This window comes from Kosakonia oryzendophytica (genome assembly GCF_027886705.1).
Classification (GTDB): Bacteria; Pseudomonadota; Gammaproteobacteria; order Enterobacterales; family Enterobacteriaceae; genus Kosakonia; species Kosakonia oryzendophytica.
Genome location: NZ_CP115659.1, coordinates 1,200,721 through 1,227,096 on the forward strand (window position 1 = coordinate 1,200,721; position 26,376 = coordinate 1,227,096).

At 54.4% G+C, this 26,376-nt stretch carries 37 protein-coding genes and 1 pseudogene; 36 read left to right on the top strand and 2 right to left on the bottom strand.

Annotated features, from left to right (window positions below; translation table 11 throughout):
- Positions 1–110 precede the first annotated feature (110 nt).
- From O9K67_RS05820 to O9K67_RS05875, 12 genes and pseudogenes are all read left to right on the top strand, one after another.
- Positions 111–290, top strand: a complete 180-nt coding sequence (locus tag O9K67_RS05820) for a DUF4222 domain-containing protein (protein WP_061493540.1) — start codon at positions 111–113, stop codon at positions 288–290.
- On the top strand, positions 280–1,152 hold the full coding sequence (locus O9K67_RS05825) for a conserved phage C-terminal domain-containing protein (RefSeq protein WP_061493541.1): 873 nt from the start codon (positions 280–282) through the stop codon (positions 1,150–1,152). Before O9K67_RS05820 ends, O9K67_RS05825 begins: the two co-directional genes overlap by 11 nt.
- Entirely contained in the window at positions 1,149–1,577 is a 429-nt protein-coding gene (locus O9K67_RS05830; protein ID WP_061493542.1) for a PerC family transcriptional regulator, read from the top strand. Before O9K67_RS05825 ends, O9K67_RS05830 begins: the two co-directional genes overlap by 4 nt.
- A complete protein-coding gene (locus O9K67_RS05835; RefSeq protein WP_061493543.1) occupies positions 1,574–2,458 on the top strand; it encodes a DNA adenine methylase in 885 nt (294 codons plus the stop codon). Before O9K67_RS05830 ends, O9K67_RS05835 begins: the two co-directional genes overlap by 4 nt.
- A pseudogene (locus tag O9K67_RS05840) lies at positions 2,455–2,839 on the top strand (RusA family crossover junction endodeoxyribonuclease). Before O9K67_RS05835 ends, O9K67_RS05840 begins: the two are co-directional and overlap by 4 nt.
- A 101-nt stretch (positions 2,840–2,940) precedes the next feature.
- Positions 2,941–3,750 carry a KilA-N domain-containing protein gene (locus tag O9K67_RS05845; protein ID WP_061499808.1) on the top strand — a complete coding sequence of 270 codons (810 nt, stop codon included), beginning with the start codon at positions 2,941–2,943 and terminating at the stop codon, positions 3,748–3,750.
- Positions 3,751–3,757: 7 nt separating this feature from the next.
- Positions 3,758–4,747: a DUF968 domain-containing protein gene (locus tag O9K67_RS05850; protein WP_061493544.1), complete on the top strand. Its 990-nt coding sequence runs from the start codon at positions 3,758–3,760 to the stop codon at positions 4,745–4,747.
- A gap of 14 nt (positions 4,748–4,761) precedes the next feature.
- A complete protein-coding gene (locus tag O9K67_RS05855) occupies positions 4,762–5,520 on the top strand; it encodes an antitermination protein (protein WP_061493545.1) in 759 nt (252 codons plus the stop codon).
- 543 nt (positions 5,521–6,063) lie between these two features.
- Complete coding sequence (locus tag O9K67_RS05860) at positions 6,064–6,444, top strand: phage holin family protein (RefSeq protein WP_020454456.1); 381 nt, start codon at positions 6,064–6,066, stop codon at positions 6,442–6,444.
- Positions 6,431–6,715 carry a phage holin family protein gene (locus O9K67_RS05865; protein ID WP_061493547.1) on the top strand — a complete coding sequence of 95 codons (285 nt, stop codon included), beginning with the start codon at positions 6,431–6,433 and terminating at the stop codon, positions 6,713–6,715. The genes O9K67_RS05860 and O9K67_RS05865 overlap by 14 nt, the downstream gene beginning before the upstream one ends.
- Complete coding sequence (locus O9K67_RS05870) at positions 6,712–7,155, top strand: lysozyme (protein ID WP_148654692.1); 444 nt, start codon at positions 6,712–6,714, stop codon at positions 7,153–7,155. Before O9K67_RS05865 ends, O9K67_RS05870 begins: the two co-directional genes overlap by 4 nt.
- Positions 7,152–7,622, top strand: a complete 471-nt coding sequence (locus O9K67_RS05875) for a lysis protein (RefSeq protein ID WP_061493549.1) — start codon at positions 7,152–7,154, stop codon at positions 7,620–7,622. Before O9K67_RS05870 ends, O9K67_RS05875 begins: the two co-directional genes overlap by 4 nt.
- A 3-nt stretch (positions 7,623–7,625) precedes the next feature.
- On the opposite strand, the gene O9K67_RS05880 is transcribed toward O9K67_RS05875, so the two are convergent.
- Entirely contained in the window at positions 7,626–7,865 is a 240-nt protein-coding gene (locus O9K67_RS05880) for a hypothetical protein (RefSeq protein ID WP_061493550.1), read from the bottom strand.
- Positions 7,866–8,081: 216 nt separating this feature from the next.
- Between O9K67_RS05880 and O9K67_RS24730 the strand changes: the two genes are divergently transcribed.
- Entirely contained in the window at positions 8,082–8,234 is a 153-nt protein-coding gene (locus O9K67_RS24730) for a DUF551 domain-containing protein (RefSeq protein ID WP_082794137.1), read from the top strand.
- 87 nt (positions 8,235–8,321) lie between these two features.
- On the opposite strand, the gene O9K67_RS05885 is transcribed toward O9K67_RS24730, so the two are convergent.
- Positions 8,322–8,525 carry a hypothetical protein gene (locus tag O9K67_RS05885; RefSeq protein ID WP_061493551.1) on the bottom strand — a complete coding sequence of 68 codons (204 nt, stop codon included), beginning with the start codon at positions 8,523–8,525 and terminating at the stop codon, positions 8,322–8,324.
- Positions 8,526–8,592: 67 nt separating this feature from the next.
- On the opposite strand from O9K67_RS05885, the gene O9K67_RS05890 reads away from it, so the two are divergent.
- The 23 genes from O9K67_RS05890 to O9K67_RS06000 all read left to right on the top strand — a co-directional run bounded on the left by O9K67_RS05890 (position 8,593) and on the right by O9K67_RS06000 (position 26,376).
- Positions 8,593–8,943 (top strand): HNH endonuclease, encoded by a 351-nt coding sequence (locus O9K67_RS05890; RefSeq protein ID WP_071889891.1) that lies wholly within the window; start codon positions 8,593–8,595, stop codon positions 8,941–8,943.
- A 127-nt stretch (positions 8,944–9,070) separates the two neighbouring features.
- Positions 9,071–9,565, top strand: coding sequence for a phage terminase small subunit P27 family (locus O9K67_RS05895; protein WP_061493552.1), 495 nt, complete (start codon positions 9,071–9,073; stop codon positions 9,563–9,565).
- Positions 9,562–11,295 carry a terminase large subunit gene (locus O9K67_RS05900; protein WP_061493553.1) on the top strand — a complete coding sequence of 578 codons (1,734 nt, stop codon included), beginning with the start codon at positions 9,562–9,564 and terminating at the stop codon, positions 11,293–11,295. Before O9K67_RS05895 ends, O9K67_RS05900 begins: the two co-directional genes overlap by 4 nt.
- A complete protein-coding gene (locus O9K67_RS05905; RefSeq protein ID WP_263099679.1) occupies positions 11,292–11,453 on the top strand; it encodes a hypothetical protein in 162 nt (53 codons plus the stop codon). Before O9K67_RS05900 ends, O9K67_RS05905 begins: the two co-directional genes overlap by 4 nt.
- The gene (locus O9K67_RS05910) at positions 11,443–12,669 is read left to right on the top strand and encodes a phage portal protein (RefSeq protein WP_061493554.1); all 1,227 of its coding nucleotides are present in this window, start codon (positions 11,443–11,445) and stop codon (positions 12,667–12,669) included. Before O9K67_RS05905 ends, O9K67_RS05910 begins: the two co-directional genes overlap by 11 nt.
- On the top strand, positions 12,662–13,261 hold the full coding sequence (locus tag O9K67_RS05915; RefSeq protein WP_061493555.1) for an HK97 family phage prohead protease: 600 nt from the start codon (positions 12,662–12,664) through the stop codon (positions 13,259–13,261). The genes O9K67_RS05910 and O9K67_RS05915 overlap by 8 nt, the downstream gene beginning before the upstream one ends.
- 9 nt (positions 13,262–13,270) lie before the next feature.
- Positions 13,271–14,497 (top strand): phage major capsid protein, encoded by a 1,227-nt coding sequence (locus tag O9K67_RS05920; RefSeq protein WP_061493556.1) that lies wholly within the window; start codon positions 13,271–13,273, stop codon positions 14,495–14,497.
- Between the two features lie 74 nt (positions 14,498–14,571).
- Entirely contained in the window at positions 14,572–14,895 is a 324-nt protein-coding gene (locus O9K67_RS05925) for a head-tail connector protein (RefSeq protein ID WP_061493557.1), read from the top strand.
- Positions 14,892–15,302, top strand: a complete 411-nt coding sequence (locus O9K67_RS05930) for a phage head closure protein (RefSeq protein WP_061493558.1) — start codon at positions 14,892–14,894, stop codon at positions 15,300–15,302. Before O9K67_RS05925 ends, O9K67_RS05930 begins: the two co-directional genes overlap by 4 nt.
- Positions 15,277–15,783 (top strand): hypothetical protein, encoded by a 507-nt coding sequence (locus O9K67_RS05935; protein WP_061493559.1) that lies wholly within the window; start codon positions 15,277–15,279, stop codon positions 15,781–15,783. The genes O9K67_RS05930 and O9K67_RS05935 overlap by 26 nt, the downstream gene beginning before the upstream one ends.
- The gene (locus tag O9K67_RS05940; protein WP_061493560.1) at positions 15,780–16,352 is read left to right on the top strand and encodes a phage tail terminator protein; all 573 of its coding nucleotides are present in this window, start codon (positions 15,780–15,782) and stop codon (positions 16,350–16,352) included. The genes O9K67_RS05935 and O9K67_RS05940 overlap by 4 nt, the downstream gene beginning before the upstream one ends.
- Positions 16,353–16,359: 7 nt before the next feature.
- Entirely contained in the window at positions 16,360–16,533 is a 174-nt protein-coding gene (locus tag O9K67_RS05945; protein ID WP_071889894.1) for a DUF2635 domain-containing protein, read from the top strand.
- Complete coding sequence (locus O9K67_RS05950) at positions 16,523–18,022, top strand: phage tail sheath subtilisin-like domain-containing protein (RefSeq protein WP_061493561.1); 1,500 nt, start codon at positions 16,523–16,525, stop codon at positions 18,020–18,022. The genes O9K67_RS05945 and O9K67_RS05950 overlap by 11 nt, the downstream gene beginning before the upstream one ends.
- Complete coding sequence (locus O9K67_RS05955; RefSeq protein ID WP_061493562.1) at positions 18,022–18,378, top strand: phage tail tube protein; 357 nt, start codon at positions 18,022–18,024, stop codon at positions 18,376–18,378. Before O9K67_RS05950 ends, O9K67_RS05955 begins: the two co-directional genes overlap by 1 nt.
- Positions 18,375–18,644 (top strand): phage tail assembly protein, encoded by a 270-nt coding sequence (locus O9K67_RS05960; protein WP_061493563.1) that lies wholly within the window; start codon positions 18,375–18,377, stop codon positions 18,642–18,644. Before O9K67_RS05955 ends, O9K67_RS05960 begins: the two co-directional genes overlap by 4 nt.
- Before the next feature lie 141 nt (positions 18,645–18,785).
- On the top strand, positions 18,786–20,561 hold the full coding sequence (locus tag O9K67_RS05965; RefSeq protein ID WP_061493564.1) for a phage tail tape measure protein: 1,776 nt from the start codon (positions 18,786–18,788) through the stop codon (positions 20,559–20,561).
- Between the two features lie 76 nt (positions 20,562–20,637).
- Positions 20,638–21,318: a DUF7424 family protein gene (locus O9K67_RS05970; protein ID WP_061493565.1), complete on the top strand. Its 681-nt coding sequence runs from the start codon at positions 20,638–20,640 to the stop codon at positions 21,316–21,318.
- Positions 21,319–21,405: 87 nt separating this feature from the next.
- Positions 21,406–22,716 (top strand): DNA circularization protein, encoded by a 1,311-nt coding sequence (locus tag O9K67_RS05975; protein ID WP_061493566.1) that lies wholly within the window; start codon positions 21,406–21,408, stop codon positions 22,714–22,716.
- The gene (locus tag O9K67_RS05980; RefSeq protein ID WP_061493567.1) at positions 22,713–23,783 is read left to right on the top strand and encodes a phage baseplate assembly protein; all 1,071 of its coding nucleotides are present in this window, start codon (positions 22,713–22,715) and stop codon (positions 23,781–23,783) included. The genes O9K67_RS05975 and O9K67_RS05980 overlap by 4 nt, the downstream gene beginning before the upstream one ends.
- Positions 23,783–24,331, top strand: coding sequence for a phage baseplate assembly protein V (locus O9K67_RS05985; RefSeq protein WP_061493568.1), 549 nt, complete (start codon positions 23,783–23,785; stop codon positions 24,329–24,331). Before O9K67_RS05980 ends, O9K67_RS05985 begins: the two co-directional genes overlap by 1 nt.
- The gene (locus O9K67_RS05990; RefSeq protein ID WP_061493569.1) at positions 24,331–24,756 is read left to right on the top strand and encodes a phage GP46 family protein; all 426 of its coding nucleotides are present in this window, start codon (positions 24,331–24,333) and stop codon (positions 24,754–24,756) included. Before O9K67_RS05985 ends, O9K67_RS05990 begins: the two co-directional genes overlap by 1 nt.
- Positions 24,743–25,801 (top strand): baseplate J/gp47 family protein, encoded by a 1,059-nt coding sequence (locus O9K67_RS05995; RefSeq protein ID WP_061493570.1) that lies wholly within the window; start codon positions 24,743–24,745, stop codon positions 25,799–25,801. The genes O9K67_RS05990 and O9K67_RS05995 overlap by 14 nt, the downstream gene beginning before the upstream one ends.
- Positions 25,792–26,376, top strand: coding sequence for a YmfQ family protein (locus O9K67_RS06000; RefSeq protein ID WP_061493571.1), 585 nt, complete (start codon positions 25,792–25,794; stop codon positions 26,374–26,376). Before O9K67_RS05995 ends, O9K67_RS06000 begins: the two co-directional genes overlap by 10 nt.

Below are 26,376 nucleotides of genomic sequence, written 5' to 3' on the forward strand. Positions count from 1 at the left end.
GGCGCTCCGCTATTCCGGTATGAGCGCAGAATATCAAACCGCTGGGTGTCATGTAACCACAGTCGGGCGGCGGCAATCGTGGGGGTCTACTACCGGAGGGCAAAAGAGCTATGCGCGAAGTCGACCGAAAGTTTAAAGACCACTACGGCGTCACCGTGCGGGTTATCCGGTGGGAGCCAGAGACGCGCCGGGTTATCTATCTGCGAGAAGGTTATGAGCACGAGTGCTTCAGCCCGCTTGATCAGTTTCAGCGAAAATTCAGGGAAGTAGAGGGCGATCATGAGCACTAAATTACAGGGCTACGTATGGGATGGTTGTGCCGCTGCTGGCATGAAGCTGTCCAGCGTTGCCATCATGGCGCGCCTCGCTGATTTCAGCAGTGATGAGGGGGTGTGCTGGCCGTCGATTGAGACCATTGCCCGCCAGCTTGGTGCGGGTGTCAGCACCGTACGCACCGCCATAGGTAAGCTTGAGCAGGAAGGCTGGTTGTCACGCAAACAGCGCCGCAACGGTAACCGCAATGCCTCAAACGTTTACCAGCTCAACGTGGCTAAACTTCAGGCTGCTGCCTTTTCTCACCTGTCAGATTCTGACCCGTCAAAATCTGACGCATCAAAATCTGACCCGTCAAAATTTGAGCCATCAAAAAACAGCGCTGCCGGTGGTTTTCACCCGTCAGAATCTGGCGGGGATCCGTCAGTAAATTCAACTACTGATCCATCAGATAAAAATCAAAACCCTTCTTGTCAGGTTGCAGGGCAACCCGACGACGCGGTGGTGATCACCGATCAGGCTAAACAGGTTCTGACCTACCTGAACCAGAAGACAGGATCACGGTACCAGGTCAGTAAATCCTCGATGGACAACATCCGCGCCCGCCTTGGCGATGGTTTCACCGTTGCAGAGCTGAATCTTGTGGTGGACTACACGACCGAAAAATGGGGGCAGGATCTGCGCATGGCTGAGTACCTGCGTCCCACGACGCTTTTCCTGCCTTCAAAATTCCCTGGCTACCTTCAGGCCGCGAACAAGTGGGTTGAGGCCGGACGCCCGGCACGCCGTAACGGAGAATGGGTGAACAGCACTGCTGACCGCGCCAGTTTCCAGAATGTGGATTATTCACTGCCAGAAAATGCGGGGTTCCGGTCATGAGCACGTTTGACGAGGTGCATAAATACCTGTTGGTGCATCCGGATTCAACAGCACGCGACATCATCATGGCGCTGCCCCATATCAACGAAAACTCTATCGGTAGCGCGCTTGATCGCCTCTACACAGATGGAACCGCGGAACGCTACAAGAGCGGACGCTACTGGGTGTACTACATCGAAGATCTGATGACACCTGCAGAGTCTCAAAAACTGGCCGGGCTGGAGAGTAAAGCCCGTGAACTGGAAGCTAAACACCTGTGGCGCCGCGCGGCAACCGCCTGGCTGGAAGCTTACGACCTGGCTAAATCCAACGCCGCACGCGGGCGTTACGCTAAATTCCGAGCCCGGTGTCTGTCAGGCATGACCCGCGGCGTAGCTGATGCATCCGGCAATGCGCCGGGGAACTATATCGGGGGTGGCCTGTGACAAGCGGAGCCGTCATCAGCGCTATCGCCGTTGTAGCTGAAGAAGAAAAGCAACGTAACTGGCAGCGCCCGTTCCTGAAGTGGGCAGGCGGCAAGTATTCGCTGCTGCCTGAACTGGATCGCCTTATCCCCGCCGGGAAGCGCCTTATTGAGCCATTCGTCGGCGGTGGTTCGGTGTTCCTCAACTCAGATAAACATGAAAGCTTTCTGCTGGCAGACGTAAACGGCGATCTGATCAACCTGTACCAGATGCTGACAGTGGTTCCTGAGCTGGTAACCGAGTGGGCCCGGGGCTTTTTTGAAAAGCTAAACGATGAGGACGGTTATATCGACTGCCGCGAAGATTTCAACCAGCAGAAGATGGCCGGACCGGAACGCGCTGCCGCTTTCCTGTACCTCAACCGCCACTGCTTTAACGGCCTGATCCGCTACAACCTGGAGGGCCGGTTCAATGTCGGCTATGGCAATTACCGCGCCCCGTATTTTCCAGACGCAGAGATTAACGCCTTTGTAGCAGTGTCGCGCCGCTGCGTTTTCATGAATGCCGGGTTCCGCCGCACGCTGGTGCTTGCCGGTGAGGGCGATGTTGTGTACTGCGATCCGCCGTATGAACCTCTGCCGGGAACGGCTGGCTTCACAAACTACGCTGCTGGTGGTTTTACCTGGGAAGATCAGCAAGACCTGGTCCGCTGCTGTGTTGCTGCGTATCAGCGTGGCGCCAGAGTGGTGATCAGCAATTCCACCGCGCCTCGCATCATCGAGCTTTATAAAGGGTATGGCTTCGACCTGCACCACGTCAGCGCCCGCCGGGCGATATCCAGCAAAGGCAGCACGCGGGAAACCGCGAATGACATCGTCGCCACTATCGGGGTGAAACCATGAAATTGACGCTGCCATTCCCACCGAGCGTAAACACTTACTGGCGCGCCCCGAACAAGGGCGCCTCTGGCCGGTCGCCACCTCATCAGTGCTGAGGGGCGTAAATATCAAAGTGCAGCGAGTGCGGCGATTATCGAGCAGTTGCGCTGTTTACCGAAACCATCAACCAAACCGGCGGCAGTGGAGATCATCCTCTATCCGCCTGATGCCCGCCGCCGTGACATCGACAACTACAACAAGGCTCTGTTTGACGCGCTGACGCACGCCGGAGTGTGGGAGGACGACAGCCAGGTAAAACGTATGCTGGTGGAGTGGGGACCAGTAGTGAAGGGCGGCAGGGTGGATATGACGATCACCCCACTAAATAGAGGGATGGATAAATGATCAGTGCCGCCATGCTCTTTACAAAAGAAGGTGGTAAGGTGGGTTTGTGTCAGCGAAACGGGATTGCAGTCCCGCTCGCATTTCAAACAGTGGAGAAACCAATGAGTCAATTACTCGTGATTGACGGCGTTTCCGTACGCCGTGATATTGATGGTCGTTACTGCCTTAACGATTTGCACCGTGCTGCCGTTGCTTCTGGTGCGAATGATCGAACAAAAGAGCCTGCAAAGTTTCTTTCAAGCCCTCAGACACTTGAGCTTCTCAACGAACTGACCGTTACCCAGGATTTGGGTATCGACCCGGTACAGAGCATTCGTGGCGGAGCAACACAGGGAACCTACGTCTGCAAAGAACTGGTGTATTCATACGCCATGTGGATCAGTCCCACATTCCACCTGAAGGTGATTCGCACCTTTGACAAAGTTGTTAGCTCCCCCGAGCCAGCTTTATCCGCTGCCGCCGACAAAATGCAGGCCGGTGTAATTCTTCTCGGCTTTATGCAGCGATCATTAAACCTTTCCAACTCGTCGGTGCTTGGTGCTTGCCAGAAACTTCAGGAAGCAGTTGGCCTGCCGAATCTGGCCCCTCAGTATGCCATTGATTCTCCCGCCGATGCGGTTGATGGCTCAAGCCGTCCGACGCAATCCCTCAGTGCGTTGCTTAAAACTCACAAAATAGCTATGACGGCGGCGCAGGCATATCAGCAACTGGTGAAACTTGGCGTGGTTGAGCAGAAAGAACGCCGCAGCCGCAGCGGCAGTAATGGCGTTAAACGCTTCTGGGCGCTGACCGCTAAAGGGTGCATGTACGGCAAGAACATTACCAGCCCGGCGAACCCGCGTGAGACACAACCTCATTTTTTTGAATCCCGGTTTGCAGACCTTCTGCGTCTGCTCGATACCGTGCATTGAGGCGAACGTGAGAGCGCTTTTAAATCCGATCGTTGTACCAGAGCTTGGCCTGGTCATGTTCCGGCCTGGTTCCAGCCTATTGGCGCATTTCCGTCGGGGCCGCATGCTGCTGGAGAACGAACCTGATCGCCTGGTTGATATGCCGACCGGCGAACTACCACCAGCAGACCAGCCGCTGGCGGAAGAACCGGAACTGCAGGGTATCTTTGAAAACGAGGCTGTTCTGCGCCGCGCTGGTGGCATTAACGGGCTTGAAAGCTGGCTCAGTGATGAAAACGGGTGTCAGTGGCCGCATGAAACCTGGCACGACGAGAACATGACAACGATGCGCCACCAGCCCGGAGCGATCCGTTTGTGCTGGCACTGTGATAACCAGCTACGCGACCACAGTACAGAGCAACTGGCGCGAATCGCCCGGGCGAACTGTGCGGCGTACATCATCCGAACCGCGCGGGGTGAGCTTGGCTTCGACGATGCGCACACGCTGACGCTGCCGGAGTTGTGCTGGTGGCTGGCGCGCAATGATCTCGCCGACGCCATTCCTGAGGGCGCAGCCCGGCAGGTGCTGCGAATGCCTAAACAGGTGATCCCGTCCGTCACACGTGAAATCGACCTGGTGCCGTCTGTTCCGGCCACCAGCATCATCGAGGAGAAAGCAAAGCAGGTGCTGGCGCTGCGCGTAGATCCTGAGACGCCTGAATCCTTCATGCTGCGACCGAAGCGCCGCCGCTGGGAAAATGAGAAGTACACCCGCTGGGTTAAGGCACAGCAGTGCATGTGCTGTAACAACCCGGCAGACGACCCGCACCACCTGATTGGCCATGGTAATGGTGGTATGGGTACAAAGGCGCATGACCTGTTCGTGATCCCGCTTTGCAGAGCACATCACGACGAGTTGCACGCTGACACCGTGGTATTTGAAGAAAAATATGGCAGCCAACTGACGCTGCTGTTTCGTTTTATTGATCGCGCGCTAGCCATCGGCGTGCTGGCGTAAAGTGTGGAGACGCTATGAACCTCGAATCATTACCGAAATTCTACTCGCCGAAGTCCCCAAAACTTAACGACGAGACACCAGCAACCGGCAATGCTGCACTGACGATCACCGATGTGATGGCGGCACAGGGTATGGTGCAGTCAAAAGCCCCGCTGGGGTTTAACCTTTTCCTGGCGAAGATGGGCATTCAGGATCCTGCCCCGGCGCTGGACGGCCTGATGCATTATGCGCTGGCGCTAAAAAATCCGGTGCTGGTGAAACTCAGTGAGAAGGCTCGCCTTGAGATACTGCCGGTGCTGGTTCAGTTTGCCTATGCCGACTACTCCCGGTCTGCTGCCAGTAAATCGCGGTGCCCGCATTGTAATGGCGCTGGCGTATTGCACGTTATGCGCGATGTGGTCAAACACCCTGGCGTTAAAGGTGTGGCTGCGACCGTCAGACATGAAGAGGTGGAAGAATTCTGCCAGTACTGCGACGGTAAAGGAGAGGTAAGCACCGCCTGCCGTGGCTGCAAAGGAAAGGGGCAGGTGCTCGACGAGAGGCGCACAAAACTGATCGGAGCACCGACATATAAGGTTTGCGGGCGCTGTAATGGCAATCGCTACAGCCGGGTACCGACAACGCTTGCCCGTGCGCTGGTGGAAAGAGTGATTCCGGATCTGACCAGCTACCAGTGGTATAGCGGTTACGCCGATGTGATCAGCGCACTGGTAACAAAGTGCTGGCAGGAAGAGGCATTCGCTGAGGTGCAATTGCGTAAAGTCACACGTTAGCAACAATATTGTGAATTATCACGTCACGATTCTTGCAATATTCGAAAAAAGTGGTTAGGATTTTTATAACGATGGGCATTGTATGTTCATAGTTAACCAACCGCGCCGTCGCGCGGGTTTTATTTAATCCAGCGCATGACGTGCTAATTCTATGAGAAATCAGCATGAATATTAATGCGAACCATTTTAAAGGTTGGATTAAGTTATTTGTTTGTGAAGACTCAAACGATATAACCGAAGCTATTTGCTCTATCGAAGCAGTGTCAGATTTCATATATAACGATGTTTTGTGTGTCGTTATTGATGGGATTTATCAGTGCTCATATCCGATAAGGTTCCTGAAAACGTTACCTCTTACACAAAAGGCAGTCTCCAACTCTCGCGGCTACTGGATGCCTGAGGGGATGCTGAAACTACGTCAGGAAACATAATCACTATTCAATGGTTCGCTTTTGCGAGCCATTTTCGCTTTGGGCTGCCTTCGGGCGGCCTTTTTTATTCCCCTCATCCTGAGAGGACTTACAGCATATACGAGGGGGCTAAATGTCCGAACCTGTTTCCGGTTCCGCTGCGGCGGCAAGCGCTTTAACCGGTGCCAGTTTGTATGGCTTGTTAACCGGCACCGATTACGGCGTCGTGTTCGGTGCGTTCGCTGGTGCCGTGTTCTATGTCGCCACCGCTGCCGATCTGACGATTCTCCGCCGTTCAGCCTACTTCATCGTTTCTTACTTCGCTGGCGTGTATGGCTCCGGGCTGGTGGGTTCAATGCTGGCGAGCATTACCCATTACAGTGATAAACCGCTTGATGCGCTTGGCGCGGTTTTGCTTTCCGCGGTGGCGATTAAGACGCTCACCTTCTTTAGCGAACAGGATCCCCTGTCGCTGCTGCAAAGGTGGCGGGGAGGGACAAATGGTAACAAGTGATCCGCTGGTGCTGACCAACGTGGTGACCAGTACCGCTATCGTTCTGCGCCTGATGATGTTTCGTAAGCCGGGCGGGCGACACAACTGGTGGGCGTCATGGCTGGCTTATCTGATCATCCTGGCTTATGCCTCGGTGCCATTCCGTTTCATGTTCGATTTCTATTTCCATGTCCATTGGGCGACCGTGCTGATGAATCTCATCATCTGCGCTGCTGTATTCGCGGCGCGCGGTAACGTAGCCCGGATTTTTCACGTACTGAGGCCAGAATAATGCAGATCAGCGATAAGGGTATTGCTCTCATCAAACAGTTTGAAGGTCTGCGGCTGACGGCATATCAGGACACTATAGGCAAATGGACGATCGGCTATGGCTGGACACGACCTGTCGATGGAAAGCCGATCCGCGCAGGGATGACAATCAAAGAGGACACGGCAGAACGCCTGCTGCGAACAGGTCTTGTTGGCTATGAAAGCGACGTGTCGAAACTGGTAAAAGTTAAACTGACGCAGGGCCAGTTCGATGCTTTAGTGTCTTTTGCCTACAACCTCGGCCCACTTCCCCTTTCAACCTCGACGCTGCTGAAAAAACTCAACGCTGGCGATTACCGTGGCGCTGCCGATGAGTTCCCTCGCTGGAACAAAGCAGGCGGGCAGGTGCTGGCTGGTCTAACCCGACGCCGTGAGGCAGAGCGTGCTCTGTTCCTGTCGTGATTACGGCGCTCTTAAAGCGCTACTGGCTTCAGTTGTTGGCGATTGCGATGATTGGCGTTCTGGCATTCTTCGTGAACCATTACCGCGACAACGCCATCACCTACAAAGAGCAGCGCGATAAAGCCACTAGCGATCTGAAACTGGCGAACGCCACCATTGATGACATGCAGGTGCGCCAGCGCGATGTCGCCGCACTGGATGCCAAATACACCGGAGAACTGGCAAATGCACAGGCCACTATTGATCAGCTTGAGCGCGATGTTGCTGCTGGCAAGCGTCGGTTGCAGCCCAACGCAACCTGTGAAAAGGACGGAACGGCCAGCACCAGCGGCATGGGCGATGCAACCAGCGCCCGACTTACTGACGCCGCTGAACGGGATTATTTCACCCTCAGAGAGCGAATCGCCACCATCACCGGGCAAGTGAGCTACCTGCATGACTACATCAGGCAACAATGTTTAAAGTGAAAATTAAAGGAAATAAGAGATCAGTTGGAGCAAGAAGCTGAGCGAAAGCAGGCCGATGCCTATTTTTTGGTTTCTCAACATTCGCTTATTTTTTTGTTCAACCTTTCTGTCGTGCTCAATTATTTCGTCACTACCAAACATAGCCGACTCGTATGGTATTAATGCATAACTATTGAAAAACATCAGGATAGTACCTGTAAAACCAAGCAGTGTTGAAGCAATCTGCATTCCTAATGAAGTCATTTAGCAATCCTCAGATTTTAAACCAACGGTGAAGCATAGACGAACCGGTGTGACGATCTCAAGGGCATTGCTGTAGCCACAGCGAAAGTATGGTAGACATTACAGCAGGCATTCGCTGAGTGCCTGTGATAGTGTTGAATCCTCTTCTTGTCAAAAGGTGGGGAATTTATCTTGGAATGGTTATCGTATGATGAAGTAAAACCGCAGGCAGGACAGATGGTATTGGTTGTAACTAATCATGGTGTGGGATGTGCAAAATATGATGCTTTTCACGACACGATGAATCAAGTAATGATCCCAGGTAATACACAGTATGGCCGTTACGAGGTAACGTACTGGATGCCATTACCTGAACCACCTAAAAATTAAAATATTAAACAAACCTGTTTCTTTTTAATTTGAACAAAGCCACTGGCATCCGCTGGTGGCTTTTTTATTTATGGCAGCGTGAAAACCTTAGCCCTTAACAAACCCATTAATAACCCAACCAATAACGCGCATCGCTACATATGAGGCAGCACTGATGATGAAGATAACCAATATGTGAAATATCGACATCCTCTCATATTGAGAGGAAAGAGCCAGAAACATGAGAACCAATAAAACAACAGCAAGTGCTATTCCTACACGGTGAAAACCTTTTGAAATCCGCTCTTTCATTGCGATGGCTCCTTTGTTGATCTTTGCTGAATAATCTTATAACAGACTTCATTTCGGATGAATATTTATGCCACCACGGACACCAAAAGCCTGTCGCGCGCGAGGCTGCCGCAACACAACTACGGATCCATCTGGCTACTGTGAATCGCACAAAGGCGAAGGCTGGCGGCAGTACAAGCCGGGGCAGTCACGCCACCAGCGCGGCTATGGTTCCAAGTGGGACTTGATACGCCCGCGTATTCTGAAGCGTGACAAAGGGTTGTGCCAGGAGCATCTGCGTAGAGGTTTGGCTGTGCCTGCTGCGTGTGTCGACCACATCACCGCAAAGGCCAACGGGGGCACCGATGAGGACAGCAACCTTGAGTCACTGTGCTGGTCATGCCATGCCACGAAGACCGGTCGTGAGCGGTTCAAGTGAGAACCAGTATCATCATGTGACATGGGGAGGGGGAGGATAAATCTCTGCAACCCCCTGCCTTCCGGACTGCCAGCCCCCTCGAATTTTTATACCCGCGAAAAATGAAATTTAACCAGGAGTGCCGCATATGGCTGGAACGGCGGGGCGTTCCGGGCGTCGCCCCAAGCCAACGGCGCGCAAGGAGCTGGCCGGGAACCCCGGCAAGCGAGCCCTGAACAAAGAGGAACCGGTATTCACGCCGATCAAAGGCGTGGCGCCGCCGGACTGGTTCACAGAAGACGATCTCCCGCTGGCGTCAATCATGTGGGAACTGACCACAAAAGAGTTATGCGGGCAGGGGTTGTTGTGCGTTACTGATCTGGCTGTGCTTGAACGCTGGTGTGTGGCCTACGAGTTCTGGCGCCGCGCTGTAAAAAATATTGCTGCGGAGGGCAACACTATCTTCGGTGCCATGGGCGGCAAGATCAAAAACCCTGAGCTCACCGCCAAAAAAGAACAGGAATCGGAGATGAGCTCTACCGGTTCAATGCTGGGTCTTGACCCGAGCAGCCGCCAGCGTCTTATCGGCCTGGCAGGACAGAAGAAAACCTCCAACCCATTCCTGAAGATGATCAATTCATGAGCCGGAAATCTTACCCCAACGTCAACGCCGCGAATCAGTACGCCCGCAACGTTGTGCGGGGGAAAATCCCGGCGTGCCAGTTTGTCATTCAGGCCTGCCAGCGTCACATCGATGACATGGCGCAGGAGAAAAGCCGGAAATTCCGGTACCGCTTCGATAAAGACATGGCCGAGAAAGCGGCGAAATTTATTCAGTTATTGCCCCACACAAAGGGTGAATGGGCATTCAAGCGGATGCCGATCACTCTGGAGCCATGGCAACTTTTCATTGTTTGCTGTGCATTTGGATGGGTGCAGAAGAGTACAAAGCTGCGGCGTTTCCGCGAGGTCTACACCGAGATCCCCCGCAAAAACGGGAAGTCAGCGATCTCCGCTGGTGTGGCGCTGTACTGTTTTACCTGTGATAACGAGTTCGGCGCGGAGGTGTATTCCGGCGCCACGACTGAAAAACAGGCCTGGGAAGTGTTCCGTCCGGCGCGCCTGATGTGCAAGCGCACGCCGCTGCTGGTGGAAGCATTCGGTATCGAGGTGAATGCCTCCAACCTGAACCGCCCCGAGGACGGTGCGCGGTTTGAGCCGCTGATTGGCAACCCTGGCGACGGTGCCTCGCCACACTGCGCGATTGTCGACGAATACCACGAACACCAGACCGATGCGCTCTATACCACCATGCTGACGGGGATGGGCGCGCGGCGGCAGCCGCTGATGTGGGCGATCACCACCGCCGGTTACAACATTGAAGGGCCGTGCTACGACAAACGCCGCGAAGTGATCGAGATGCTGAACGGCTCGGTACCAAATGAAGAGCTTTTCGGCATTATCTACACGGTTGACGAGGGCGACGACTGGACGGATCCGAAGGTGCTGGAGAAGGCAAACCCGAATATGGGCGTGTCGGTGTACCGTGATTTCCTTCTCAGTCAGCAGGTTCGGGCGATCAACAACGCCCGGCAGGCTGGCGTTTTTAAAACCAAGCATCTGAATATCTGGGTGGCGGCGCGCGCGGCCTTCTACAACCTTGTGTCCTGGCAGAACTGCGAAGACAAAACGCTGACGCTCGAGCATTTCGAAGGACAGCCATGTGTGCTGGCATTCGACCTGGCGCGCAAGCTCGACATGAACAGCATGGCGCGGCTGTTTACCCGCGAGATTGACGGGAAAACGCATTACTACAGTGTCGCGCCGCGTTTCTGGGTGCCCTACGACACGGTGTACAGCGTGGAAAAAAACGAGGATCGCCGTACCGCTGAACGCTTCCAGAAATGGGTGGAGATGGGTTACCTCACCGTCACTGATGGCGCGGAGGTTGATTACCGTTACATTCTGGAAGAAGCCAAAGCTGCTAACAAACTGAACCCCGTCAGCGAATCGCCGATCGACCCTTTCGGTGCAACCGGTCTTTCGCACGATCTGGCAGATGAAGAGCTTAACCCGATCACCATCATCCAGAACTTCACCAACATGTCAGACCCGATGAAAGAACTGGAAGCGGCGATCGAGTCCGGGCGTTTTCATCATGACGGCAACCCGATCATGTCCTGGTGTATTGGTAACGTCGTTGGCAAAAACATCCCCGGCAATGACGATGTGGTTAAGCCTATTAAAGAGCAGAACGAAAACAAAATTGACGGCGCGGTGGCGCTGATTATGGCAATTGGCCGGGCCATGCTTAAAGAGCCTGGTGATTTCCTTTCATCACTGGATCCAGACGAAGACCTCTTAATTCTATGAAATCAATCATTACTGATGTGATCGGGCTGGCCGGTTTTGGACTGCTCACGGCGGGGTTCTACCTGCAATTTGGGTTGGCTCCCGCGTTGATGTTCTCCGGCGGCCTGCTGCTGGTGGCTGCACTGGCAATGGCCAGAAGGGGGAAACGTGCTGCTTGATGCCATGTTCAGAAGTGAATCCCTGGAGAATCCCGCCACGCCGATAAGCGGCGATCTGGTCGATACGGACGGGATTTTTAAATCTGATGTGTACGTCAGCCCGGAAACGGCCATGAAACTGGCGGCGGTCTACGCCTGTATTTATGTGCTGTCGTCGAACCTGGCCCAGATGCCGCTGCACGTTATGCGAAAGAGTAGCGGCAAAGTAGAGCCAGCGCGCGATCACCCGGCGTTTTACATCATTCACGACGAGCCAAATACATGGCAGACCAGCTACAAATGGCGTGAGCTAAAACAGCGCCATATTCTCGGCTGGGGCAACGGCTATTCATGGGTGAAGCGTAACAGTCGCGGCGAAGTCACCGAGCTAAAGAGTTGCATGCCGTGGGAAACTACGCTGCTGAAAACGGGCGGTCGCTACACCTATGGGATGTACAACGAAGAGGGGAGCTTTGCCATCAGCCCGGATGACATGATCCATATCCGGGCGCTGGGCAATAACCAGAAAATGGGGCTCAGTCCGATTATGCAGCATGCCGAAACCATCGGCCTGGGCATGAGCGGGCAGAAGTATACCGAAAGCTTTTTCAGTGGCAATGCTCGGCCTGCCGGTATCGTTTCGGTGAAAACACCTCTTCAGAAAGAGAGTTGGGGCTGGCTAAAGGATTCCTGGAAGAAAGCAGCGTTAGCGCTGCGCAGTCAGGAAAACAAAACCATGCTGCTGCCGGCGGATCTCGATTACAAAGCGCTGACGGTTTCACCCGTCGATGCCCAGATAATCGATATGACCAAACTGAACCGCTCCATGATCGCCGGGATTTTCAACGTGCCGGCGCACATGATTAACGATCTTGAAAAAGCCACGTTCTCCAACATCACCCAGCAGGCCATTCAGTTTGTCCGCTACACCATGATGCCCTGGGTTACCAACTGGGAGCAGGAGCTTAACCGGCGGATTTTCACCCGCGCTGAACTGGCGGCGGGGTTCTACACGCGCTTTAACCTGACCGGGCTTCTGCGCGGTACGCCTCAGGAGCGCGCGCAGTTCTATCACTTCGCCATCACGGATGGCTGGATGAGCCGCAATGAAGCCCGTGCGTTCGAAGACATGAACCCGGTCGATGGCCTTGACGAAATGCTTGTCAGCGTCAATGCCGCCAATCCCGTTAAAGACTTTACCACCGACCCAAAAAGCGAGGAGCAACCCAATGGATGATCGCGAAGTCCGCTGTTACAGCGGCGAGGTTCGGGCGGAGCAACACAGTGAGCAGCCGACGCACATTATCGGTTATGGCTCGGTGTTCAACAGCCGTTCCGAGCCGTTATGGGGATTCCGTGAAATCATCAAGCCAGGCGCGTTTGACGACGTGCTGAATGATGATGTGCGCGGTCTGTTTAACCATGACCCGAACTTTATTCTTGGCCGCAGCGCCGCCGGTACGCTTTCACTGTCGGTTGATGATAAGGGGCTGCGTTACGACATTGTGGCCCCGGAGACGCAGACCATTCGTGATCTTGTCCTGGCCCCGATGTTCCGCGGCGACATCAACCAGTCTTCCTTTGCGTTCCGCGTGGCGCGTGATGGTGAGCACTGGTTCGAAGATGATGAAGGCATTGTTATCCGTGAAATCTCCCGCTTTTCACGGCTTTTTGATGTGAGCCCGGTGACCTACCCGGCCTATCAGGAAGCCGATTCCGGTGTCCGATCCATGAAAGCCTGGCAGGAGGCGCGCGACAGTGGCGCGCTGGCGCAAGCCATTAATCAACGAATGGCGCGCGAGCGCCTGCTGAACCTTCTTAACGCGTAAGGAAAAAACATGAAACTGCACGAACTGAAGCAAAAACGTAACACCATCGCCACCGACATGCGTGCGCTGCACGAAAAAATCGGCGACGCAACCTGGACTGATGAGCAGCGCACCCAGTGGAACGCTGCTAAATCTGAACTGGATGCGCTCGATGAGCAGATCGGACGCCTGGAGGAACTGCGCCGCCTCGATCAGATCCACGTTGAAAATCAGGAAGACGAGCAACGCCGGGAGCAGCGTAACAACACGCCGGAAGGGCAGAATGCTGAACGCCGCGCCGCTACGTTTGATAAGTTCCTTCGTCATGGCTTCGGTGAACTGTCCTCCGAAGAGCGCACGGCACTTAAAGAGCTGCGTGCCCAGGGAACTTCCACGGATGACAAAGGCGGTTACACCGTGCCGACGCAGATGTTGAATAAAATCGTCGACGCGATGAAAGCCTACGGCGGTATCGCCAGCGTGGCCCAAATCCTCAACACGTCGAACGGGCAGGATATTACCTGGTCCACGTCCGACGGTACGGCGGAAGAGGGTGAACTGCTGGGTGAAAACACGGAAGCCTCCGAAGAAGATGCGACGTTTGGCTCCGCAACTCTGGGTGCAAAAAAACTGTCTTCGAAAATTATCCGCGTATCCAATGAACTGCTGCAGGACAGCGGTGTGGATATTGAAGCTTACCTGGCATCACGCATCGGTCAGCGTATCGGGCGCGGTGAAGCAAAATACCTGGTGCAAGGCACCGGGGCAGGCGCACCGGTGCAGCCAAAAGGCCTGGTGGCTTCCGTTACCGGAACGGTAAACACGGCCGCTGCGGCTGCGTTCACCTGGCAGGAAATGAACAAGCTGAAACATGCGATCGACCCGGCTTACCGCGGCGGTCCTAAATTCCGCTGGGCGTTCAACGATTCCACGCTCCAGGTGATCGAAGAGATGGTGGACGGGCAGAACCGCCCGCTGTGGCTGCCGGATGTGGCAGGCGGCACTCCGGCCACCATTCTGAATATTCCGTACGTGATTGACCAGGCGATTGACAGTATCGCGGCGGGTAAAAAATTCGCCTTTCTCGGTGACTTTGACCGCTTCATCGTGCGCCGTATTACCTATATGACGCTGAAACGCCTTGTTGAACGTTATGCTGAATACGATCAGACCGCCTTCCTGGCGTTCCATCGTTTCGATTGCGTGCTGGAAGACGTGGCTGCTATCAAGGCGCTGGTGGGCAAACCAGCCGCATAACCGGCAAAAAAGCACAGTCATAGCCGCGAAAGCGGTTTTTTTATGCCCGTCATCTGGCGGGCATGGAGATTTTCATGCTGCTGACACTCTCAGAAATCAAGGCGCAGCTCCGGCTTGATGAGGATTTCACTGAAGAGGATACCCTTCTCGGGCTGCTTGGCGACGCGGTGCAGGCCCGGACAGAGTCATACCTGAACCGCACCTTGTACGAGAAAAACACAACAGTGCCTGACACTGATCCGGAAGGGCTGGCACTGCCTGACGATGTGAAACTTGGCATGCTTCTTCTGTTAACTCACTACTATGAAAACCGGTCTTCCGTCAGCGAGATAGAGAAAGTTGAAATGCCGCTGGCCTATAACTGGCTGGTTGGTCCACACAGGTTTATCCCGCTATGAAGTTACGGCAGGCGCAGACCAGCGCAACTTATATCCTCCCCGACCCAGGTGAACTCGATAAGCGGGTGCAGATCCGCCAGCGAGTCGACACCCCATCGGATGATATGGGGACTGAGCCGACGTATCCGGTGCAGTTTTATGCCTGGGCTAAAGTGACACAGACCAGCGCAACCACATACCAGGAAACGGCCCAGACCGACAACGCGATAACGCATTACATCACGATCCGCTGGCGTTCCGGTATCACGAAGGATTTTGAAGTCGTGTGCGGTGACGAGGTGTTTCGTGTTCAGCGCGCCCGCGATCTCAACAGCAAGCGGCGTTTTTTGTTGCTGGAATGTACCGATCTCGGCGTGCCGTCCAACAGCGGAGGGAGCAGCAATGGCAACACCCTTTTTTCACGTTGATTTTCAGCAGCCCAATGAGATGCGCTTCAACCGCGCGCGGGTGCGACGGGCGTTTATTCGCATTGGTCAGAAGCATATGCGCGATGCCCGCCGCCTGGTGATGCGTCGCGGTCGCTCGGAACCAGGCGAAAACCCGGGATTTCAGAGCGGACGTCTGGCGAAGTCGATCGGCTTTATGGTGCCAAAGGCAAGTAAACGTCGCCCTGGCTTTATGACGCGTATCGCGCCTAACCAGCGCAACGGGCAGGGTAACAGGCTGATCACCGGCGATTTCTACCCGGCGTTTCTTTTCTACGGTGTGCGTGGTGGCGCACGGCGTCGCCGCAGTCATCATCGCGGAGCGTCTGGCGGCAGTGGCTGGCGCATGGCACCGCGTAACAACTTCATGGTTGAAACGCTCAACCAAAACGCATCCTGGACGCGTTATCTTCTCGCCCGCGAGTTGCGGCTCTCACTGAAGCCGGAGAAACGCCGAAAATGAAACTGACCCCGATTATTGCTGCGCTGCGCGACCGTTGCCAGATATTTGAAAACCGGGTCGCGGGCGCTGCTCAGTTCAAGAATCTGCCGGAGGCCGGGAAGCTCCCCCTGCCGTCGGCCTACGTGCTGCCGGGTGATGATTCCCCTGGTGAGCAAAAAAGCCAGACCGACTACTGGCAGGATCTGCGCGAGGGATTCTCCGTTATTGTTTTCGTCAGCAATGGGCGTGATGAGCGAGGGCAATGGGCCTCTTATGACGTTGTTCACGACATCCGCAACATGCTATTTAAGGCGCTTTTAGGCTGGAATCCAGAGGAACGCGGCGAACCGATCACTTATGACGGTGGCACGTTGCTCGACGTTAACCGCTACGAACTTACTTACCAGTTTGATTTTGTTGTCGATACCGAACTGTCTGATGACGATACCCGCCAGCCTGATGATCTTGATGCGCTGAGTGATCTCCTGACGCTGTCCATTGATGTTGACTTCATCGACCCCGGCGAGGGCCCGGACGGAAATATCGAACACCACACCGAAATTAACCTGCCAGGCACAACCGGCAACTGAGGGCCTCATGTTTGTAAAACCTGTTACCGGGCGGTCAGTACCTGACCCCGCCCGTGGTGACCTTTTGCCTGAAGAAGGGCGGAACGTCGAAGAGAACAACTACTGGTTGCGTCGCGAAGCCGCCGGCGACATCCAGCGTGTGGACGCTAAACCGAAGAAGGTGAATACCGATGACAATTAGTTTTAACAACATCCCCTCAACAACCCGGGTGCCGTTGTTCTATGCCGAGATGGATAATTCGGCGGCGAACACCTCGCAGGATACTGCGCCCTCGCTGCTGATTGGGTATGCCAATACCGGCGCCACGATCACTGCCAATACGCTGGTGATCATGCCGTCCGCCGATTATGCAAAACAGCTTTGTGGCCTGGGAAGCCAGCTTGCCCGCATGGTTGAAGCGTACCGCGCCACGGATCCGTTTGGTGAACTGTACGTTATCGCTGTGCCGGAACCTGCCGCAGGCGCTGCTGCAACAATCACCCTGACCGTGACAGGTGCGGCGACAGAGAGCGGCACGCTGAGCCTTTATGTCGGGCGCACCCGCGTGCAGGTGGCGGTGGTCAATGGTGATGATGTCACCGCGATTGCCACCAGTATCAAAGATGCGGTTAACGCCGCTGGCTCACTTCCGTTCACTGCCGCTTCTGCCATGGGTGTTGTTACGCTCACCGCCCGGCATAAGGGGCTGTGCGGCAACGAAATCCCGGTATCCCTGAATTACTACGGCTACGGAAGTGGTGAAGTGTTACCCGCAGGTGTGGCCGTGGCGATCGCGACTGGCACTGCCGGTACCGGTGCGCCGGTGCTGACTTCCGCGATTGCAGCAATGGGGGATGAACCTTTTGACTATATCGGTCATCCGTTCAACGACCAGGCGTCGATTAATACGATTGCCAGCGAGATGAACGATACCAGTGGTCGCTGGAGCTATGCGCGTCAGCTCTACGGGCATGTGTACACCGCTAAGCTCGGAACCCTGTCCGAACTGGTGACGGCCGGTGACCTGTTCAACCTGCAACACATCACCCTGGCGGGCTACGAAAAAGAAACGCAGACCCCGGCGGATGAACTGGCGGCCAGCCGTACCGCGCGCGCGGCGGTGTTTATCCGTAACGATCCGGCGCGCCCGACGCAGACTGGTGAACTGGTGGATATGCTGCCGGCACCGAAGGGCAAGCGCTTCACGATGACTGAGCAGCAGTCTCTGCTGACCCACGGCATCGCGACCGCCTACGTCGAAAGCGGTGTGCTGCGCATCCAGCGCGATGTGACCACCTACAAGACGAACGCTTACGGCGTGGCTGACAACAGTTACCTCGACAGCGAGACGCTGCATACCAGCGCCTACGTCCTGCGCAAGCTGAAATCGGTGATTACCAGCAAATATGGCCGCCACAAACTGGCAAATGATGGTACCCGCTTTGGGTCCGGTCAGGCGATTGTCACCCCCGCTGTGATCAAGGGGGAATTGCTGGCAGCGTATCGCCAGATGGAGCGCGCCGGGATCGTTGAAAATTATGACCTGTTTAAGCAGCACCTGATCGTTGAGCGCGATGAGAATGACCCGAATCGCCTCAATACCCTGTTCCCGCCGGATTACGTTAACCAGCTGCGTGTCTTCGCCGTTGTTAACCAGTTCCGCCTGCAATATTCCGAGGAGACTGAATAATGGCCAAGATTGGCGGTACCTGTTACATCAAAGTTGACGGGCTTCAGTTGTCCGCTACGGGGGGCGTAGAAGTGCCGATGAATACCAACGTCAAGGATGACGTCGTCGGCCTGGCGGGTGATGTCGACTATAAAGAAACCCACCGCGCACCGTACACCAAGTTGACAGCGAAGGTTCCAAAGGACTTCCCCGTCAGCAAACTTTTTGATTCGGACTCTATGACCATTACGTCCGAACTGGCGAACGGGCAGGTGTATGTCCTTTCTAATGCCTGGGTGCATGGCGAAGCAAACCACAATGCCGAAGAAGGCACTGTGGATCTTGAATTCCATGGTGAAGAGGGGGGTTACCAGTGACAGAGCTTGAACTGAAAAAGCCGATTCAGGCGCATGGTGAAACGCTGAGCGTGCTGGAATTCGAAGAGCCGACAGGGAAAGATGTGCGCGAGCTGGGTTATCCGTACCAGATGAACCAGGACGAATCAATCAAACTTCAGGCGCACATCGTCGCCAAATACATCGTCAAACTGGCAAAGGTACCGTTGAGCACGGTGGATCAGATGTCACCCGGTGATCTCAATGCTGCCGGATGGATTGTCGCTGGTTTTTTCCTCCAGGGCTGACGGCTGAGTATCTCACTAACAGCTATTTCGACTGCGCCAGTTACTGGCGCATTAACCCCTTTGAATTGCTGAATATGCCAATCAGTGAGATCCCCGTACTGGTCAGCCAGGCAAACAGAATAGAGCGGGAGAAGCAAGGTAATGGCTGAGTTTGAACTGAAAGCGCTAATCACAGGCGTCGATAAACTTTCCCCCGCGCTTTCCAGGATGCAGAAAAATATTCGTGGATTCAGGCGACAGACAGAAGAGGCATCCAAAGGTGGTCTCGCTCTCGCTGGTGGACTTGCTGCCGGGCTGACTGTGTCCATGAAAGCTTATGCCGACCAGGAGAATGCGGCAACGGGCCTGAAAGTGGCAATGATGCAGGCCAATGGTGAGGTCGGCAGCAGCTTTGAAAAAATAAACAAGCTTGCCGTCGGGCTCGGTAATCAGTTACCGGGGACAACTGCTGATTTCCAGAACATGATGCAGATGCTGGTTCGCCAGGGCATCCCCGCTGAAAATATCCTCGGCGGGGTAGGCAAAGCCACGGCTTATCTTGCAGTCCAGCTTAAAAAGACCCCGGAGGCTGCAGCAGAGTTTGCTGCAAAAATGCAGGACGCCACAGGGACAGCAGCGGGCGACATGATGGGTCTGTTTGATACCATTCAGAAGGCGTTCTATCTCGGTGTCGACGATACCAACATGCTCTCGTTTTTCACTAAAACTAGCTCCGTCCTGAAGATGGTGAATAAAGACGGGCTGAAAGCTGCGCAGGGTCTGGCACCGATCAGTGTCATGATGGATCAGATGGGGATGGAGGGGGAATCGGCGGGTAACGCGTTACGGAAAGTTATTCAGTCTGGTCTGGATGTCAAAAAAGTTAAGGGCGTGAATAAAGTCCTGAAGCGTCAAAACCTCGGCGTGGATCTGGATTTTACTGACGGGAAAGGTGCTTTTGGTGGCCTTGATAACCTGTTTAAGCAGTTATCAAAACTGCGCAAATTAACGGACGTCAAACGCACCGGCGTGCTTAAAGCCATCTTTGGTGATGATGCAGAAACCCTCCAGGTGGTTAACGCGCTCATTGATAAAGGCAAGGACGGTTACGACCAGATACAGCAGAAAATGAACCAGCAGGCCACCCTCAACAAACGCGTTGAGGCTCAGCTCGGAACACTGGCTAACCTGTGGGAAGCCATGACAGGCACAGCAACCAATGGCCTGGCGGCCATCGGTAGTGTATTTTCGAGTGACACCAAGAACCTCACAACCTGGCTTGGTGATCTTGGCGCGCGATTCACAACCTTTGCTGATCAGAACCCGCGGGTTATTCGCAGTGTCGCTGGTCTCGCAGCGGGTCTCGTCACGCTTAAGCTTGGCATTATGGGGGTGGGCCAGGCCATTACGCTGGCGAGCCGTCTGGCTTCAATGACACCCCTTGGTATGATCCTCACCGCGATTGCATTGGCAGCCGGGTTAATTATTTCTAACTGGGATGTCGTTGGCCCATATTTTAAAGAGATGTGGGATGTGGTCAGCCCCTACTTCGAAAAGGGCTGGGAGATTATCAAAAAGGTTTTTGCGTGGAGCCCGTTGGGGATCATTATTAATAACTGGGGTCCGATCGTTAAGTGGTTCCAGGACATGTGGGACAAATTGCAGCCGATCATAAAATGGTTCACTGAAGAGGCGACCGATACGGTTAACGCAATGAATTCAGCACAGTGGGGCGCTGGTGGTTATGGCGCGTATGGTACCGGGGTTGCCAGCCAGGGATATAACCCTTACGGCATAAAGCCGGTTTCTCAGCAGTCTAATGGCACGGTCACTGTCCAGTTTAAAGACGCACCGCCCGGCATGAGGGTGACAGAGGCCCAGGGCGGCGGGATGAACCTCAACACGGATGTAGGATATAACAGCTTGTCTTGGCGTTAGCCACTACCGCTCTCAGGTGTGTTAATTTTTTACACTGTGTTATGCTTGGAAACAATTACGCACTGGAGAATGCATTATGTCTAAAAAAGTTATTTTTAGAACGGCTTGTGCTATAGCTGTTATTACTCTGGCAGGTTGCAAAATTGAGCTATCGTCTTCCGTTCCATTGTCTGCCTTATTAGGACAGGAAATTAAAACAGGCTCTGCAGAGCTATACGTAGAAGTTCCTTCTTGCAATGACTATGAGGACTCGCGGAAGCCTTCAAAAAGCCTTATTGAAGCAAAAGAAGAAATATCACAAATATTTACCGATAGTGAGTTCAAAGAGTGCTTTAAGAAAAAGCTTGATAGCATTGCATTATTTTCAGTGCCTATAGCATATGGGCCTGATGGTAAGGTTGCTAAAGATACTCCTCAGTTAAGAGTTTTGTTTAATGAAAAAAATTATGTTTATTTTGACTTAGGCTCAGGGCTCAAAAGCAGAATAAATAACGCTAAAAATAAACCATCTATATCGGGCGGGTTCTCTCCCTCAGATGTTTCATTATTTGTTAATTTGGTTAATGACACTGGGAAAGATATCAAAGCAGATTATGTTAGTACTTATATTGCTGGCACACCTATAATACACGCTGCTGAGGTTAATCTACCAAACGCAAAAAATATGGTGTTGAAATTATCTGACGTAACGACGGCTGTAATGTTTGATGCTTCTGAAAATAATCGAGCATGGTTTATGTCAAACATTAATAATTAATAGTGCTAAATTTATAAAGCCCACTCAGGTGGGCTTTTTGCTCGAAACAAACCCGCTTCTGCGGGTTTTTTTATGCCCGGAGAACCTATGGCGTGGAAAGACAGGCTTGTTGATGCGTCGTTTCGCGGCGTCGCGTTTAAAGTTGAAAGCGAAGATGCCGGGGTGGGTCGCCGTGTTGAAACTCACGAATTCCCCAACCGTGACAAGCCGTATACGGAGGATCTCGGCAAGGTCAGCTTTCGCCCCAACATTTCAGCTTATGTTATTGGTGAAGACTGTTATGACCAGCGCGACCGTTTAATCGAGGCGCTGAATAAGCCCGGCCCTGGCACGCTGATCCACCCGAGCTATGGCGAAGTGAAGGTGTGCGTCGACGGAGAGGCACGCGTAAGCACCTCTGCCAGCGATGGGCGCATGGTGCGATTCGACCTGCGATTTGTTGAGGCTGGCGAACTTTCTTACCCGACATCAGGCGCTGCGACGGCGCAGAATCTGACAACGTCCTGCTCTGCGCTTGATGACTGCATAAGTAATAATTTCGACAACTTCAGCATCGATGGTGTGGCTGATTTTATTCAGAACGATGTGATCGGTACGGCGACAGAAATGATGGGTTATGTCACCGGCGCAATGAAAGTTGTGGATGCCGTCGTTTCTGATGCCGCCAGGCTTATGCAGGGGGATATCTCTGTTTTACTTCCGCCACCCTCATCAGGAAAAACGTTTGTAAATCAGCTACAAACTATGTGGCGCGCGGGGAATCGCCTGTATGGAAATGCCAGCGATCTTTTCACGATGATTAAAACGTTTTCAGGCATCAGCCTGGGTAGCGATCTTCAACCCAAAGGCGTGTGGAAAACAGACAGTGTTACGACCAAAACCATAAAGCAGCAAAGCAACTATGTTGCCAGCGCTATCCGTACCACGGCGATCAGTGAAGCCGCAGCGGCAGTGGTAAACCTTCCATCACCGACATCCTCGACAGTGACCTCTACGACGGCCAGTGAGCAGACAGCAGGATGGCCCGCGGTTTCACATCCGGCACTGAATAATGCGGCAGAAGAAACCACCACTACCGATCTGCCAACGTGGGACGAACTGGTGGATATCCGCGACACGCTGAATCAGGCGATCGATAAAGAGATGTCCCGCACGAATGATGACCAGCTCTTTCTTGCACTGCGTCGTGTGAAAGTGGATGTCAATGCTGACATCAATGACCGGCTTCAGCAGACACAAAAAACGGTTATTCGTACGCCTTCGGAAGTTACGCCGGCGTTGGTGCTGGCGGCGACATGGTATGACAACGCCGCGCGGGAAAACGATATCGTTCGTCGTAACGCCGTTGCGCATCCTGGCTTTGTCCCTGCATCAGCACTGAGGGTACCGGTTCAATGAATGACAACGTAACGCTAAGGGTGGATGGCCGTGAGTGGGGAGGCTGGACCTCCGTTCGCATTGGTGCCGGTATTGAGCGTCTCGCCCGGGATTTCAGCGTGGAAATAACCCGCGAATGGCCGGGCAGCGATGGCACTAAATCACTGCAGCCCCGCATTAAAAACGGCGCAAAGGTAGAGGTGCTCATTGGCGCTGACCTGGTGATCACCGGATGGGTTGAGGCGACTCCGGTACGCTACGACGCCGGGTCGATCAGCACCGGCATCAGCGGGAGAAGCCTTACAGCGGACCTTATCGACTGCGCTGCCGATCCCAAACAGCTTAACGGTCGGTCACTTGTTCAGGTGGCCACCACACTGGCCGCACCGTTTGGTATTGAGGTGATTAACTCCGGCGCGCCGACGGGATCAATCCCGTCAGTGCAGCCAGATCACGGTGAAACCGTACTGGAGGTGCTTAACAAAATGCTGGGTAAGCAGCAGGCGCTGGCGTACGACGACCCGCGCGGGCGGCTGGTTATTGGCGGTATTGGCTCAACACGTGCCACTACAGCGCTGGTGCTCGGGCAAAACATCATCAGTTGTGACACAGAGAAAAGCATCCGCGAGCGGTTTTCAACCTATCAGGTGAGCGGGCAGCGCTCCGGAAACGATGACGACTTTGGCGCGGCCACCACGACGGCATTACGCGCAAAAACCGAAGATGCCGGGATCTCACGCTACCGGCCAATGGCTGTCCAGCAGACCGGGCAGGCCACCGGCGCAAGTTGTATTGCCCGTGCAGAGTTTGAAGCCCGCCAGCGCGCGGCGCGTACCGACGAGACCACATACACCGTGTGGGGCTGGCGTCAGGGCGACGGAACGTTATGGCAACCAAACCAGCGGGTGATTGTGTTTGATCCGGTATGTGGCTTTGACAACCGGGAAATGCTGATCTCCGAAGTCACTTTCTCCAAAGACAACAACGGCACGCGGGCAGAGCTACGTATCGGGCCACCGGATGCCTATCTGCCGGAACCGAAAGATCCGAAGAAACGTAAAAAATCATCTGACGAGGACCCATTCTGATGCGCGCATTGCAGAACCTGCAACGGCAGGTACAGAGCCTTATCACCCGTGCGGTTATCGGCAGCGTGAATGCGGCAACAAAGTGCCAGACGGTGGATGTTTCGCTGATTGCCAGCGAAGAGAAAACCGGGGTTGAACATCTGGAGCCATACGGCTTTACATCCCGCGCCGATGCGGGCGCCGAGGCAGTGCTTCTGTTTCCCGATGCTGACCGCTCGCATGCTGTAGCTATTGTCGTTGCTGACCGGCGTTATCGTCTGAAGGGGCTGGCCAACAAGGAAGTTGCCATCTTCGACGACCAGGGACTGGTGATAAAACTCTCGCGCGACGGGATTGTCGTGGATGGCGGCGGTAAGCCGATCACCTTCATCAACGCACCGAAAGCACGCTTTGAGATGGACATCGAGGCGACCGGGCAGATTAAAGATCTGTGTGACAGCAATGGCCTGACTATGGCCGCGATGCGGGTTGCCTACAACGGACACCGTCACAAAGAGAACGGGCAGGGCAATAACACGGACATACCAACAACACAGATGGGGGCGTGATGGAGCTCTGGCTTGTGGTAAACGGGCAGCGCGTCAGCGCCAGCTCATCGCTGGACATGCTGACTCGCGCGGTGGTTATTTCACTCTTCACATGGCGGCGAGCTGAACCCGACGATAACGCGAATGTCCCGATGGGCTGGTGGGGTGATACCTGGCCTGTTGTACAGAATGATCGCTATGGTTCCCGCCTCTGGCTGCTGCAGCGCAGCAAACTGACCAACCAGTTAGTGCAGACCGTACGGGTTTATATCCGCGAGTGCCTGCAGTGGCTTATCGATGACGGGGTAGTTTCACGCATCGACCTGGATATCCAGCGCACCGGCATCAACGAACTGGCCAACAGCATCACCCTGTGGCGCCGGGATGGTCCGGTCACTGTTTCTTTTAACGATTTATGGAGCGCGATAACAGATGGCGGACAGTGAATTTCAGCGCCCGACGCTGGCCGAAAATATCAGCATGATCCGCACCGACCTTTTCGCGATGCTGGATGTGAGCGACACGCTGCGCCGTATGGATGAGGATGTCCGGGCAAAGGTGTACGCCGCCGCACTGCATACGGTCTACGGTTATATCGATTATCTGGCAATGAACATGCTGCCGGATCTCTGCGATGAAACCTGGCTGGCGCGTCATGCCGCGATGAAGCGATGCCCGAGAAAGAATGCAACGGCCGCCACCGGTTATATGCGCTGGGATGGTGTAACCAACGACATCACCGTCTCTGCCGGTGCGGTTATCCAGCGCGATGACCTTGTGCAATATACTGCCGCCGCTGATGCAACCAGCGCGGGCGGGATTCTGAGGCTACCCATTTCATGCAGCGAAACGGGAGTAATCGGCAATGCAGATGATGGCACCGCGCTGTCACTGGTCACCCCTGTTACCGGGCTGCCGTCTGGCGGCCTGGCTGACACGGTTACCGGCGGCTTTGACGTTGAGGATCTGGAAACCTGGCGTGCCCGCGTACTGGAACGTTATTACTGGACGCCGCTTGGCGGTGCTGATGGTGATTACATCGTCTGGGCAAAAGAGGTTTCCGGCGTCACGCGTGCATGGACATACCGGCACTGGCTCGGTACCGGAACGGTTGGCGTGATGGTGGCCAGCAGTGACCTTGTTAATCCAATACTGGACGACGTGACCGTTGCAGCCGTGCAGGCCTATATCGAACCACTGGCCCCGGTAGCGGGATCTGACCTGTATGTGTTTACCGCCGTGCCACATACCGTCAATTTCACGATTGACCTCAATCCCGATACTGCGACAGTGCGGGCCGAGGTGGAAGCCGAGTTGAGATCATTCCTGCTGCGTGATGGTTACCCGGAAGGAAAGCTTGAGTTATCCCGAATTAATGAGGCGATCTCCATCGCCACCGGCGAATACAGTCATACGCTGATTTCGCCTGCCGCGGATATTGCTATCGCGAAAAACGAGCTGGCAGTGCTGGGAGCTATCACATGGCTGTAACCAATGATGATTACATCAGCCTGCTGTCAGCGCTGTTGCCACCCGGTCCTGCCTGGTCGTCTGATGATCCGGCGATCAAGGGCGCAGCACCCTCTTTGCTTCGGGCACATCAGCGCGCGGATGCGCTGATGCAGGAGATTGACCCGCGCACCACAACCGAACTTATAGATCGTTGGGAGAAAATTGCAGGGTTACCTGATGAGTGTATCCCGGCGGGCACACAAACGCTCAGGCAGCGCCAGCGGCGTCTTGATTCAAAACTCAATCTGACCGGCGGCATTAACGAAGATTTTTACCTTTCACAACTTGCAGCACTTGGCATGCCTGGCGCAACGATAACCCGGTACGACAAAAGCGCATTTAAATGCACGTCGAAGTGTACAGACGCGCTCTGGTCACCGGAGTGGCGCTATTACTGGCAGGTTAATATGCCCGCCGCGGTTAATGTCACAAGCATGACCTGTGTCGATAACTGCGAATCCCCGTTGCGCTGGTGGGGGGATACGGTTGTTGAATGCGTGATCAGCAAACTCTGTCCGTCACATACCTACGTAATTTTTAAATATCCGGAGTAA

Coding starts and splice junctions, on each gene's coding strand:
- O9K67_RS05820 (WP_061493540.1), top strand. CDS start 111: ATGCGCGAAGTCGACCGAAAGTTTAAAGACCACTACGGCGTCACCGTG.
- O9K67_RS05825 (WP_061493541.1), top strand. CDS start 280: ATGAGCACTAAATTACAGGGCTACGTATGGGATGGTTGTGCCGCTGCT.
- O9K67_RS05830 (WP_061493542.1), top strand. CDS start 1,149: ATGAGCACGTTTGACGAGGTGCATAAATACCTGTTGGTGCATCCGGAT.
- O9K67_RS05845 (WP_061499808.1), top strand. CDS start 2,941: ATGAGTCAATTACTCGTGATTGACGGCGTTTCCGTACGCCGTGATATT.
- O9K67_RS05855 (WP_061493545.1), top strand. CDS start 4,762: ATGAACCTCGAATCATTACCGAAATTCTACTCGCCGAAGTCCCCAAAA.
- O9K67_RS05860 (WP_020454456.1), top strand. CDS start 6,064: ATGTCCGAACCTGTTTCCGGTTCCGCTGCGGCGGCAAGCGCTTTAACC.
- O9K67_RS05865 (WP_061493547.1), top strand. CDS start 6,431: ATGGTAACAAGTGATCCGCTGGTGCTGACCAACGTGGTGACCAGTACC.
- O9K67_RS05880 (WP_061493550.1), bottom strand. CDS start 7,865: ATGACTTCATTAGGAATGCAGATTGCTTCAACACTGCTTGGTTTTACA.
- O9K67_RS24730 (WP_082794137.1), top strand. CDS start 8,082: ATGGTATTGGTTGTAACTAATCATGGTGTGGGATGTGCAAAATATGAT.
- O9K67_RS05885 (WP_061493551.1), bottom strand. CDS start 8,525: ATGAAAGAGCGGATTTCAAAAGGTTTTCACCGTGTAGGAATAGCACTT.
- O9K67_RS05890 (WP_071889891.1), top strand. CDS start 8,593: ATGCCACCACGGACACCAAAAGCCTGTCGCGCGCGAGGCTGCCGCAAC.
- O9K67_RS05895 (WP_061493552.1), top strand. CDS start 9,071: ATGGCTGGAACGGCGGGGCGTTCCGGGCGTCGCCCCAAGCCAACGGCG.
- O9K67_RS05900 (WP_061493553.1), top strand. CDS start 9,562: ATGAGCCGGAAATCTTACCCCAACGTCAACGCCGCGAATCAGTACGCC.
- O9K67_RS05905 (WP_263099679.1), top strand. CDS start 11,292: ATGAAATCAATCATTACTGATGTGATCGGGCTGGCCGGTTTTGGACTG.
- O9K67_RS05915 (WP_061493555.1), top strand. CDS start 12,662: ATGGATGATCGCGAAGTCCGCTGTTACAGCGGCGAGGTTCGGGCGGAG.
- O9K67_RS05920 (WP_061493556.1), top strand. CDS start 13,271: ATGAAACTGCACGAACTGAAGCAAAAACGTAACACCATCGCCACCGAC.
- O9K67_RS05925 (WP_061493557.1), top strand. CDS start 14,572: ATGCTGCTGACACTCTCAGAAATCAAGGCGCAGCTCCGGCTTGATGAG.
- O9K67_RS05930 (WP_061493558.1), top strand. CDS start 14,892: ATGAAGTTACGGCAGGCGCAGACCAGCGCAACTTATATCCTCCCCGAC.
- O9K67_RS05935 (WP_061493559.1), top strand. CDS start 15,277: ATGGCAACACCCTTTTTTCACGTTGATTTTCAGCAGCCCAATGAGATG.
- O9K67_RS05940 (WP_061493560.1), top strand. CDS start 15,780: ATGAAACTGACCCCGATTATTGCTGCGCTGCGCGACCGTTGCCAGATA.
- O9K67_RS05945 (WP_071889894.1), top strand. CDS start 16,360: ATGTTTGTAAAACCTGTTACCGGGCGGTCAGTACCTGACCCCGCCCGT.
- O9K67_RS05950 (WP_061493561.1), top strand. CDS start 16,523: ATGACAATTAGTTTTAACAACATCCCCTCAACAACCCGGGTGCCGTTG.
- O9K67_RS05955 (WP_061493562.1), top strand. CDS start 18,022: ATGGCCAAGATTGGCGGTACCTGTTACATCAAAGTTGACGGGCTTCAG.
- O9K67_RS05965 (WP_061493564.1), top strand. CDS start 18,786: ATGGCTGAGTTTGAACTGAAAGCGCTAATCACAGGCGTCGATAAACTT.
- O9K67_RS05970 (WP_061493565.1), top strand. CDS start 20,638: ATGTCTAAAAAAGTTATTTTTAGAACGGCTTGTGCTATAGCTGTTATT.
- O9K67_RS05975 (WP_061493566.1), top strand. CDS start 21,406: ATGGCGTGGAAAGACAGGCTTGTTGATGCGTCGTTTCGCGGCGTCGCG.
- O9K67_RS05980 (WP_061493567.1), top strand. CDS start 22,713: ATGAATGACAACGTAACGCTAAGGGTGGATGGCCGTGAGTGGGGAGGC.
- O9K67_RS05985 (WP_061493568.1), top strand. CDS start 23,783: ATGCGCGCATTGCAGAACCTGCAACGGCAGGTACAGAGCCTTATCACC.
- O9K67_RS05990 (WP_061493569.1), top strand. CDS start 24,331: ATGGAGCTCTGGCTTGTGGTAAACGGGCAGCGCGTCAGCGCCAGCTCA.
- O9K67_RS05995 (WP_061493570.1), top strand. CDS start 24,743: ATGGCGGACAGTGAATTTCAGCGCCCGACGCTGGCCGAAAATATCAGC.
- O9K67_RS06000 (WP_061493571.1), top strand. CDS start 25,792: ATGGCTGTAACCAATGATGATTACATCAGCCTGCTGTCAGCGCTGTTG.